The organism is Helicobacter sp. 12S02232-10, from assembly GCF_002272895.1.
Lineage (GTDB): Bacteria > Campylobacterota > Campylobacteria > Campylobacterales > Helicobacteraceae > Helicobacter_J.
On record NZ_MLAQ01000019.1, the window covers coordinates 1 to 9,540 of the forward strand.

Annotated in this window: 14 protein-coding genes; 2 read left to right on the plus strand and 12 right to left on the minus strand. The window is 35.1% G+C overall.

What is annotated here, in order from left to right; translation table 11 throughout:
* Positions 1–667: 667 nt before the first annotated feature.
* From mog to BKH41_RS09255, 7 genes are all read right to left on the minus strand, one after another.
* Complete coding sequence (mog, locus tag BKH41_RS09225) at positions 668–1,198, minus strand: molybdopterin adenylyltransferase (protein WP_095299325.1); 531 nt, start codon at positions 1,196–1,198, stop codon at positions 668–670.
* A complete protein-coding gene (gene mobB, locus BKH41_RS09230) occupies positions 1,191–1,685 on the minus strand; it encodes a molybdopterin-guanine dinucleotide biosynthesis protein B (protein ID WP_095299327.1) in 495 nt (164 codons plus the stop codon). Before mobB ends, mog begins: the two co-directional genes overlap by 8 nt.
* Positions 1,685–2,122: a molybdenum cofactor biosynthesis protein MoaE gene (locus BKH41_RS09235; RefSeq protein WP_095299329.1), complete on the minus strand. Its 438-nt coding sequence runs from the start codon at positions 2,120–2,122 to the stop codon at positions 1,685–1,687. Before BKH41_RS09235 ends, mobB begins: the two co-directional genes overlap by 1 nt.
* Positions 2,115–2,351 (minus strand): MoaD/ThiS family protein, encoded by a 237-nt coding sequence (locus tag BKH41_RS09240; protein ID WP_095299331.1) that lies wholly within the window; start codon positions 2,349–2,351, stop codon positions 2,115–2,117. Before BKH41_RS09240 ends, BKH41_RS09235 begins: the two co-directional genes overlap by 8 nt.
* A gap of 9 nt (positions 2,352–2,360) precedes the next feature.
* Positions 2,361–3,656 carry a molybdopterin molybdotransferase MoeA gene (locus BKH41_RS09245; RefSeq protein ID WP_257875458.1) on the minus strand — a complete coding sequence of 432 codons (1,296 nt, stop codon included), beginning with the start codon at positions 3,654–3,656 and terminating at the stop codon, positions 2,361–2,363.
* On the minus strand, positions 3,607–4,212 hold the full coding sequence (gene ribA, locus BKH41_RS09250) for a GTP cyclohydrolase II (protein WP_095299333.1): 606 nt from the start codon (positions 4,210–4,212) through the stop codon (positions 3,607–3,609). Before ribA ends, BKH41_RS09245 begins: the two co-directional genes overlap by 50 nt.
* Positions 4,213–4,273: 61 nt before the next feature.
* Complete coding sequence (locus tag BKH41_RS09255; protein WP_257875459.1) at positions 4,274–5,017, minus strand: DUF3943 domain-containing protein; 744 nt, start codon at positions 5,015–5,017, stop codon at positions 4,274–4,276.
* A 130-nt stretch (positions 5,018–5,147) separates the two neighbouring features.
* On the opposite strand from BKH41_RS09255, the gene BKH41_RS09260 reads away from it, so the two are divergent.
* Together BKH41_RS09260 and BKH41_RS09265 are read left to right on the plus strand one after the other, a co-directional pair.
* Positions 5,148–5,663, plus strand: coding sequence for a YhcH/YjgK/YiaL family protein (locus BKH41_RS09260; RefSeq protein ID WP_095299335.1), 516 nt, complete (start codon positions 5,148–5,150; stop codon positions 5,661–5,663).
* Positions 5,664–5,671: 8 nt separating this feature from the next.
* Positions 5,672–6,169: a DUF2147 domain-containing protein gene (locus tag BKH41_RS09265; RefSeq protein ID WP_095299339.1), complete on the plus strand. Its 498-nt coding sequence runs from the start codon at positions 5,672–5,674 to the stop codon at positions 6,167–6,169.
* Here BKH41_RS09265 and BKH41_RS09270 read toward each other — a convergent pair.
* The 5 genes from BKH41_RS09270 to BKH41_RS09890 form a co-directional block, all read right to left on the minus strand.
* Positions 6,166–7,188 (minus strand): aspartate-semialdehyde dehydrogenase, encoded by a 1,023-nt coding sequence (locus BKH41_RS09270; protein ID WP_095299341.1) that lies wholly within the window; start codon positions 7,186–7,188, stop codon positions 6,166–6,168. The genes BKH41_RS09265 and BKH41_RS09270 overlap by 4 nt on opposite strands.
* A gap of 38 nt (positions 7,189–7,226) precedes the next feature.
* Positions 7,227–7,817, minus strand: coding sequence for an HAD-IB family hydrolase (locus BKH41_RS09275; protein WP_095299343.1), 591 nt, complete (start codon positions 7,815–7,817; stop codon positions 7,227–7,229).
* The gene (locus BKH41_RS09280; protein ID WP_095299346.1) at positions 7,814–8,776 is read right to left on the minus strand and encodes an NAD(P)-dependent oxidoreductase; all 963 of its coding nucleotides are present in this window, start codon (positions 8,774–8,776) and stop codon (positions 7,814–7,816) included. The genes BKH41_RS09275 and BKH41_RS09280 overlap by 4 nt, the downstream gene beginning before the upstream one ends.
* A 3-nt stretch (positions 8,777–8,779) precedes the next feature.
* Positions 8,780–9,142: an EamA family transporter gene (locus tag BKH41_RS09285; RefSeq protein ID WP_219350030.1), complete on the minus strand. Its 363-nt coding sequence runs from the start codon at positions 9,140–9,142 to the stop codon at positions 8,780–8,782.
* Positions 9,143–9,182: 40 nt separating this feature from the next.
* Positions 9,183–9,540 (minus strand): hypothetical protein (locus BKH41_RS09890; protein WP_180762805.1); only part of this gene is annotated, 358 nt, incomplete at its 5' end.

Here is a 9,540-nt window from a genome sequence, read left to right on the forward strand (position 1 = left end):
GGTTTCGGCTCTCTGTTTGTGTTGTCGGATGTCAGCTCGGAGAAAAATTGTTTGGTTTTGTTTTTTTCCAGCAAAAAACCGCATTCGAGGTTACAAAGTGACTGGAGGTCAGACCTGTGGTCTTCCCATCTTTGGAACATCCCCTCCTGAACTCAATTTACAACATTCTCCTAAGCTGATTAACTCATACCCCCCCCCCCCCCGCCAAGCAGAGTTCTCTTAATTTATTCATTTTTTTGCCTTTGTAATCTTATTTATAAAGTCACAAATTATAGCTATCAAGTGGTTCAAGGAATATTAAACAAAAGAGATTTTAAGTACATTTAATGTCTTGATAAATTTGAAAAATGAGGATAAAGATGCCTTAAAAGGCATCTAGAAAGAAAGTTCTACAAAAATCCTTAGGAGTAATCGAAACAAAGCTTATTTTGTTCCATCTGATTTATTACATCAGATAATTTATTCTATCTAAAAATTTTTATTTAAAGATATTTTTTTTATAAATTATTGATAAAAAATCTCTTAGCTACAATAAGTAACACTTATAGACTTATCTCAAACCGACATTAATCATCTGTCATTTGACACTGCAAAACCGATTCACCTCATCTGTGCAAGATAAAACAATCAAATATTTTAATCTAAAAAATTGTAAAAATATTTAAATTCAAGACTTAGGGCGAAATACTTTAATATTTTTTTCATTCGCCTCTATATAATGACCTCCGATAAGATCAATACAATAAGGGATAGCAGGAAAAACTGCCTCTAAGCATTCCCTGATACTTTTTGGCTTGCCTGGAAGATTGACAATAAGGCTTTGCCCCCTAATACCTGCAGTCTGCCTTGAGAGAATTGCAGTAGGCACATACTTTAGACTAGTCTGACGCATCAACTCTCCAAAACCTGGCATCATTTTCTCACACACTCCAAATGTAGCTTCAGGGGTAACATCTCGTACAGCAGGACCTGTGCCTCCTGTGGTGACCACAAGATCACATTTTTCAAAATCACAAAGTTCAATCAGAGCTTTTTCAATATGTTTTTGTTCATCTTCAATAAGGCGATAAGCATACTCACACGGATTTAAAATATATTCCCCGATCACTTCTTTGATAGCCTCCCCGCTTAAATCTTCATAAATACCGCTAAAAGCCCTATCGCTTGCCACAACAATGCCAATTTTTATTTTATCCACTGATTTCCTTTCCAAATTTATTGATCCAAAGAAGCACTTCATTGGGATTATTTAAATCCAATATCGGAATATTTTTAGGAATGATTTCAAGATTGCAAACACTTGTATCAATTGCAAACGCGTCGCTAAAATCAATATAAGCTACATCAATCATATCTCTAGCTACACAGATTCTTGGCAAAGAAAGCTCTTTCAAGCCCTCCACAAAAATATAATCTTTGTCAAAAAATACTCTACATAGCCAATCAATTTCTTTATTTTGATGTGCAATGATAGTAGTTTTTGATGGAGATACAACAGCAACATCTGCTCCTTGATGAAAAAATCGATAGCTATCTTTGCCTTCTGTGTCAAATACTGCCTTATTTTTGGGGTCGTGTTTAAAAACAGCGACCTTATAAGAACAAGCTAGTGTCTGAATGATCTTTTCTATTAAAGTTGTTTTCCCGCTATTGCTTCTCCCTGTAAAAGCCACAATTTTTGGCATTACGACAAAATACCACTTCCAGGTAAAAGATGGCTCCTTTCTTGAGCATAAAATCTCTTGCCGCCTTTAATGTCATACTTCCAAATGGGCGCTTTATGTTTAAAATCCTCTATAAATACATCATATATTTCCAAAGCAGGTTTTCTTTGAGATGACATTACTGCTGCCATATAGGAACTTTCAGTATTCCTGACATCTCCTCTTGAATGTGCCATTTTCAAAAAAACACCCCGCGCGTTTGCCTTTTCTTCCCAAGAATGGAACCATTTTAAAAAAAGAGGTTCATAGATATCAAAACTCAAACCCTCCATTCCGTTTTCATTCCGAACAATTCCGATAAAGAGACAAAATGCTCCAAAATTTCTTTTTTTAGCTTCTTCTTCCCAATTTTTATGGATCTCTAAAGTGGGCAAAGCCCCCTCATAAATTTCAAGCATATAATCCACACCCACCACAAACAGGAGGTAACACGACGATTTTATCACCATCTTTTAATGGTGTATCAGCCTCTTCTATTAAAACATCATTGATAGCAATTGCACTCATTGGAAGCCATTTAGAAATACTTTTTATTTCTTGAAGCTTGATTTTAAGCTCAGAAAGACTATGAACATTAAACTCCATTTTTTGCTCCCCGATTGGTCCTAAAAATTCCACTGATATCATAACAGCTCCTCATAAAAAATTTTTAAAAAGCAAAACTTCAACTTCATCGCCTTTTCTCAAAGCCCCTCCATTTTCTTCTAAAGCAACAAGCCCGCTATTCCCACATAAATTATTTACAACTGAACTTTGCAAAACTCTCTTAGAAGAAAAAGAGACTTCATATCTACCTTCCTTGACTTCTAAATCACAGACGCGAAATTCCATCCTTGAATCTGTTCTTAAAATATCCTCTTTCAAAAATGCTTTAATAAAATGATGTTGGTAGGATTTTTGAAACATTTTGGCAAAAATAACACTACCAAACAAATAAAATGTAATAGCTGCAGAATTTGGAAAGCCAGCCAAAGCAAGTAAAGGTTTTTTTTGTGCTCCATAATGATAAAGTGCGTATGAAATAGGCTTTCCAGGTTTAATCCTGACTCCTTTGAATATAATTTCACAAATTTGTGCCATTGCTTCTTGGGTAAAATCATAATCCCCCATACTCATCCCCCCAGTTGTAAGCAAAATATCACAATCCAAAAAAGCTTGAGACATCATCGCAACAATCTTTTCTTTATCATCAGGCATTATCGGATAAAGAATACCTTCTCCACCCATTGATGCAACCATTGCCTTTAAAAGATGGTTATTAACGCTCCGAACACAATTTTTAACTTTCACTTCCTGACCCACTTCAACAATCTCAGCCCCGCCACTCAAAATTCCAACTCTAGGCTTTCTGAAAACCTCTATAAAAACTCGATTTAAATCTGCTAACAACCCTATTTCATAAGGACTGATGAGGGTTCCTTTTTGAAGAAGCATATCACCCTTAGCATAGTTTTCCCCTATCTGTCTCACCCAATCACCTTTTTTAGGTGAAGTAACTTGAGGGTTTAAAAATATCCTCCCATCTTTGCAAAAAACAGACTCAACAATGATGAGCGTATCACTATTTTTAGGCATTCTCGAACCCGTGAAAGTTTTAATAGCCATTTTCGGGTTTAATTCTAGTTCTCTTTCATCGCCTGCAGGATTGTCTCCTTGCAAAATCAAACCCTCTGAATACAATAAGTCGATATCTTCGTATCTAAAAGCATAACCATCCATACTTGAAGTGGGAAATTTGGGCATATTTTCTTCTGCTACAATATCTTCGCCCAATGTTCTGCCTAAAGCATCACTGAAAACAATCTTCTCTTTTCCAATTGCATTGATGGGAACATCTTGAAGAATTTGAAGTGCCTCATAAAAACTAATATGTTTATGCATTTTAAAGCAAATGCCCAAGTTTTGATTTTTTTGTCGCCAAATATTTTTCATTATGGCAATTGCTTGGCACAATAATGCTGTCTCTTATAACCTCTACATATTGCGACATTGCAGTTATTTTTCGGGGATTATTGGTAAGTAAGCGGATTTTTTTAATCCCGTAATATTTCAAAATATCTCCGACAATCGAATAATCTCGATTATCACTTTTAAAACCAAGCGCTTCATTAGCTTCAACGGTATCATAACCCTTATCTTGCAGAGCATAGGCATTGACTTTATTAAATAAGCCTATCCCTCTACCCTCCTGACGCAAATAAATCAACATACCGCCTTGACCCTCCTTTGAGCTTTGAGTGATTTTTTCTAGCGCCATAGCCAATTCTCCACCACAATCGCATTTTTGCGAGCCAAATACGTCCCCCGTCAAGCATTCTGAATGCACACGCACAAGAGGAATTTCTACAATAGGATCAGTAAAAGCAACCAAATGCTCAATAGGACATCTGCAATCATTTTCAACCCTGAATTCTCTAAACGATTGTATAAAAAAATCCCCAAAACGCGTAGGAAGCTTAGCACGATTTGAAACTTCAAACTTTTCCAAAAATATCCTTTATTAAACTTTTTACAATTATATAACAAATAAAATATATTCATTGACAGAATTAAAATCTGTAACTAAAACTTACCCCCAAAGGCGAAGCATAAGCATGAAGCTCATTTTTATTCTTTACTCCAAACAGCTTTCCCAACCTTAAATCTCTGATGACAAAGCCTATAGGATCCATTAGTGCAACCAATGTATATCCCAAAACCCGCGAACCAAATAATCTTCCTTGATTGGATTGAATATAACGCGTGAGCTGATAAAAAGCTTCTCCAAATATTGAGCCCATCGCAGGTGTATAAATCAAATCCTGCCAACTAGGAATCTCAACAAAAGCTTCAATGCCATACTCCCAAAAAAATGCAGATGTTACAAATGAAAAAAGAGCCGACTCTGCCCAACTATACCCTGCCATTCGGGGTTGCATATAATAAACAGCACCAAAATAAGGGTGAGCAACACCATTTAGCCAAAAATTATCGTCATCTACTGCTGGAGCAATTTTAACATCTTGCAGCCAACTCCTAAAGCCAAATCTCTCCCGATCCCAATTGGTCACACTCTCAGGCATCAAATAAAGACCTGTTATGCCTACCAACAATCCCACGCCTAAAATTCCTGCACTTGTCCCCAAATATTTACCCTTACTATCGGGTACATAATAGTAAGGATTTCCAGAATGATCTCTTTGATCAGGAAAATGCCAGCCGTTAAAATCGCGATGTTTGAGCGTATCTTCCAATTGCGTTCCAAACAAACTTGTAGCAATGCAAATAACGAACAAAAATCTAAAGATATGCAACTTTTGCTCCTCAATTATACGTCTAATTGTTTCAATATAAATTTTATCTTATAAGCATAAATGGTTGTATATGCAAATATTTAATATAGATTGATAAAATTTGAGAAAATAATATCAAGGAATTATCTAAATGGCGATAATTGGAAAATTTTACTCGCTTATGCATTTGTTTCAAAAAACAGAAGAATTACAAGCTTTACGCGATTATCTTAGCAATGCTACAAATACCGATCACGCCATATACCAGCGTATCTTAAATACACCCTTAAACACTGAAAATAAATTTGAGCTAAGTGCAGGAATGTATTGCATTGAACAAAGTTATGGGTTAAAAAATCCTGAAAATGCCTTTTATGAAACCCATCAAAACTATATAGATTTTCAATTAGTAGTGCGCGGGATGGAATTTTTTGAAATTGGCGACTCGGGGGATTTTAAAGTTAAATTTCCCTATGACTCAAAAAAAGATTTAATCGTTTATGAAAAAAGCCTCAAAACTTCAAAAATCCGACTAGATGAAGGAACTTTGGCAATATTTTTTGAATCTGATGTGCATGCCGGCGGACTTTATGATCAAAATCCCGATGAAATTATTTTTAAAAGTGTCGTCAAAGTACCTAAAAAACTAATCAAACTTAAACTTTAAGGTCTTTTATGAAATCAATTATCTTACCTCTTTTACTCTTAAGCTCTTTGAATGCTCAAACCCTTGAAGGTCTATATAAAACTCAATCTTTCTTGTATATCAAAAGCTCTTTTGTCGAATTTTTTAAACTCAACGGAAAATATTACGCTTATGCCATTGCAAATGAAAATAACTCTCCTCCTAGAAAGGATTCTAACAATCCTAATCCTAATCTTAGGAATCGAAGTGATAAAGGTGTTGTATTCTTGTATAATCTAGTTCAAACTGCCCCAAATACCTATGAGAACGGAAAAGTTTATAATTTTTATGATGGAAGAACTTATTATGTCACCATTCATCAAGAAGAAAATGGAGATTTAGACTTTTTCGTCAGTATTTACAAAAAAAGCATTATCGGAAAAAGTTTTTTATGGAAACATATCGATGATAAATCCCTAGAAGAAAAACACATCAAAAAACCCGATTTTAATGAAGTTCTAAAAACCATCTCTCAAATCAATCCTTAAACGCTTTCTATCCATTTTTGAGCAATCCGAACGGCATTCGTTGCCGCACCCACGCGGATTTGATCAGCCACACACCATAAATGCAAGATTTTTTTATCATAAAGATCGTTTCTAATCCTGCCCACATAAGTTTCATCAGTATCTGTAGCTAAAATAGGCATCGGGTATAAACTTTCTTCAGGTTTATCGACTACAACGATATTTGGCGCTTCTTTAAGAATTTTCCTAGCTCTTGTTGCCTCAATTTCTTTGGAAAAACGAATTGTAATAGCTTCGCTATGGCTTCTAAGAACAGGGACCCGCACACAAGTAGCACTTAGAGCAAAATCGCTATGAAGTATTTTATTACTTTCTTTAACCATTTTGATTTCTTCTTTTGTATAGTCATTGGGCATAAAAACATCGATATGAGGAATGAGATTTAATGCAATTCGATGCGGGAATGCTTTGGATTCGCAAGCCTCAAGTTCAAAAGCAAAAAACTTCTGCATTTGCATCACCAATTCTTCCATACCCTTTTTACCCGCCCCACTAACGGCCTGATAAGTGCTCACATCTACTCTTTGAATGTCAAAAACACGATGCAAAGGTGCAAGCACTTGCACCATTTGGATCGTCGAACAATTCGGATTGGCAATAATGCCTTTTTGCTTCCAAAGTGCAATATCTTCAGGATTAACCTCAGGAACCACCAAAGGAACATCAGGATCCATACGGAAATGACTTGTATTATCAATCACAAGTGCTCCTGCCTTAACTGCACTTGGAGCAAATTCTGCACTTACATTCCCTCCGGCTGAAAAAAATGCTATTTCAACGCCTTCTTGCTTAAAAATATCGTGAGTTGTTTCTAAAATTCTATACGATTTTCCAAAAAACTCTATTTCATTTCCCGCACTTTTTGAGCTTGCAAGGGGAACTAATTTTTTAATAGGAAAATTCCGCTCCTCTAAAACTTTAAAAAGCTCCTCTCCAACAGCACCGCTTGCACCCACAACCGCCACAACATATTTTTTCATCATTGCCCTTTTCTGGAATTAAACTCTATGATTATACATTATTTAAAATTTCTATAGAATCTGTTTTCTTCCAAAGCCAAATCAAGCATTTCTCTATCACCCAAACTATCTCCATAGGCATAGATTTTATGATAATGATTCAAATCAAAATTTTCTTTAATCCTCTTGACTTTTTGCTCTCCATAGCAATTTAAAGTCACAAATTTCCCGCTAAGTTTCCCCTCACACACCTCCAAGATCGTCCCGATGCATTGAATATTAAGTTCATCGCACAAAGGCTTGAGATATTCTTCAAAACTTGCACTTACCAATACCACTTTATCCCCACAATCCTGATGCCATCGGATTCTTTGCAGGGCAGAGTCTTTTAAAGTTACTCGCAACACAGGCAAAAACTCTTCGCATTTTTTTAAAAAATCTTTTTTTGCATAACCTGCAAAAAAATACCTGCTCAACATTTCTTTAGCAAATGAGTTACCCAATATACCAAACTTAAATCCAAGCAAAATATGTAAATTTTTCAAAATCCCAAAATAAAATCTTTTTTTTCCAACCAAAAATCTCACAAATAAAAACAAGCTATCCTTTTTACTTATGGTACCATCAAAATCAAAAAATGCGATATTCACTTAAGATTCTTTGTATTTTTGTATTCTTTATACGCCTCTATCAACATATCTTTATCTTTATAAAGTGGTGTCCAACCAAGAATTTTGTGAGTATGAGAAATATCAAGCACATATTCTTCATCGGCAATTTTATATTGCTCATCATACATTATTTCAAACCCTATTTTGCCAAAAATTTCCAAGATTTTTTTAACCATATGTGCATTAGTAGGAATAAGAATGGATCTTGAACCGATTTCTTGAATTATCTCAGCAAGTAAAGTCTTGATGGGGGGGGGGGCATCACTCCCAAGATTAAACGCCTCATTGGGCAATGTTCCTTTTTGGATACACAACAAAACAGCTTTGGCACAATCAAGTGCGCTTACCATTTGATAACAATTTTCTCCTTTTCCAATCATAGGCACAGGGAGATTTTTTGCCATCAAAGCAAAAAGTTTATTTAAAATGCCAAATCTTCCTTTCCCCACAATCATACGCGGTCTGAAAATACTGATCTGAAAACCTTGTTTTCGATAAGATTCGCAGATTTTTTCACTTTCAAGTTTGCTTTTTCCATAATAGCCAAAAGGATTCTTAGGATGGTTTAAATCAATGGGCAAATACTGCGGTTTGCCATACACCATATCAGTGCTAAAATAAATAAGATTTTTGCAACTATCCCTTTGCATCGCTTTAAGAAGCCTTTCTGTACCTTCTGTATTTAATGCATAAAAATATTTTTCTCTTTGATTTTTTGGAGGTTTGAGGTGATATTGTCTAGCAGCTAAGTGAATGACAATATCATCAGGATGAAATGTAAAATCAAAATCTTGGGTTAGATCAATCTTAAAAAATTGAGTCTTTTGCTCATTTGGGTAAGCAATATCCAAATTGATGACCTCATACCCACTTTCCAAAAGTAAATCAATAACATAACCACCTAAAAATCCACTTCCCCCAATAACAACACACCTCATAGCCTACCCCTTTGCAACACTTAAAAATACAAGTCCAACACAAATAAAAATAATACCAATGATTTTATTGAAATCCAAAGGCTCTCCAAAAATAAAATAAGCTAAAATCGCAGTCAAAATAAAACCTAAGCTTAAAAATGGGTAAGCAATACTTACATTAACTTTTGACAAAACTATCATCCAAGTCAATACACTAATGCCATAACAAAAAAGCCCGCCCCATAAATAAATATTTGCCAAACTTTTCAAAATAAGCTCCAGACTCAAATGCAACTCTCCAAGAGTGGTCATTCCCTTCTTGATAAAGAGTTGAGCAAAGGCGTTCAAAGCAACTGAAAATAATATCAAGGGTATAAATTTAATCATTCAAATTTCTCTCTTTTGGTATTTTGATTTGCAACAGATTCTATTTGCACTTTCCTCTTCCTGTAGCTCTAATCAAATAAATCGGAATCATCGGAATAGAAATATTTTTTTCTTCCAAGCAAGGGATCTGCTTGTTAGAAATATCCCAATAAACTTCTCCTGCCCGATAGGGGATCAAATCAAAATTATTTTTTAAGCGATGAAATTCTTGGGTATCAATCTTAGAATACTCAATCCCATAACGTTTCAGTTTAAACAAAAATGGAAGCTCCCAGTCATATTTAAAATAAATTTTTATCTTTCTCTCGGGCGTATCTTTAAGTACTGAAGCAAGGTTTGAAAGCATCGTTTTCATTTCCAAAGTATAATAAACAGAAGCCTTCAATCCATCTCTAAAA

What these genes read in the sequence shown, in the direction of transcription:
- BKH41_RS09260 (WP_095299335.1), top strand. Translation starts at nt 5,148, where the DNA reads ATGGCGATAATTGGAAAATTTTACTCGCTTATGCATTTGTTTCAAAAA.
- BKH41_RS09270 (WP_095299341.1), bottom strand. Translation starts at nt 7,188, where the DNA reads ATGAAAAAATATGTTGTGGCGGTTGTGGGTGCAAGCGGTGCTGTTGGA.
- BKH41_RS09235 (WP_095299329.1), bottom strand. Translation starts at nt 2,122, where the DNA reads ATGCTTGAAATTTATGAGGGGGCTTTGCCCACTTTAGAGATCCATAAA.
- mobB (WP_095299327.1), bottom strand. Translation starts at nt 1,685, where the DNA reads ATGCCAAAAATTGTGGCTTTTACAGGGAGAAGCAATAGCGGGAAAACA.
- BKH41_RS09240 (WP_095299331.1), bottom strand. Translation starts at nt 2,351, where the DNA reads ATGATATCAGTGGAATTTTTAGGACCAATCGGGGAGCAAAAAATGGAG.
- BKH41_RS09285 (WP_219350030.1), bottom strand. Translation starts at nt 9,142, where the DNA reads ATGATTAAATTTATACCCTTGATATTATTTTCAGTTGCTTTGAACGCC.
- BKH41_RS09245 (WP_257875458.1), bottom strand. Translation starts at nt 3,656, where the DNA reads ATGAAAAATATTTGGCGACAAAAAAATCAAAACTTGGGCATTTGCTTT.
- BKH41_RS09280 (WP_095299346.1), bottom strand. Translation starts at nt 8,776, where the DNA reads ATGAGGTGTGTTGTTATTGGGGGAAGTGGATTTTTAGGTGGTTATGTT.
- BKH41_RS09265 (WP_095299339.1), top strand. Translation starts at nt 5,672, where the DNA reads ATGAAATCAATTATCTTACCTCTTTTACTCTTAAGCTCTTTGAATGCT.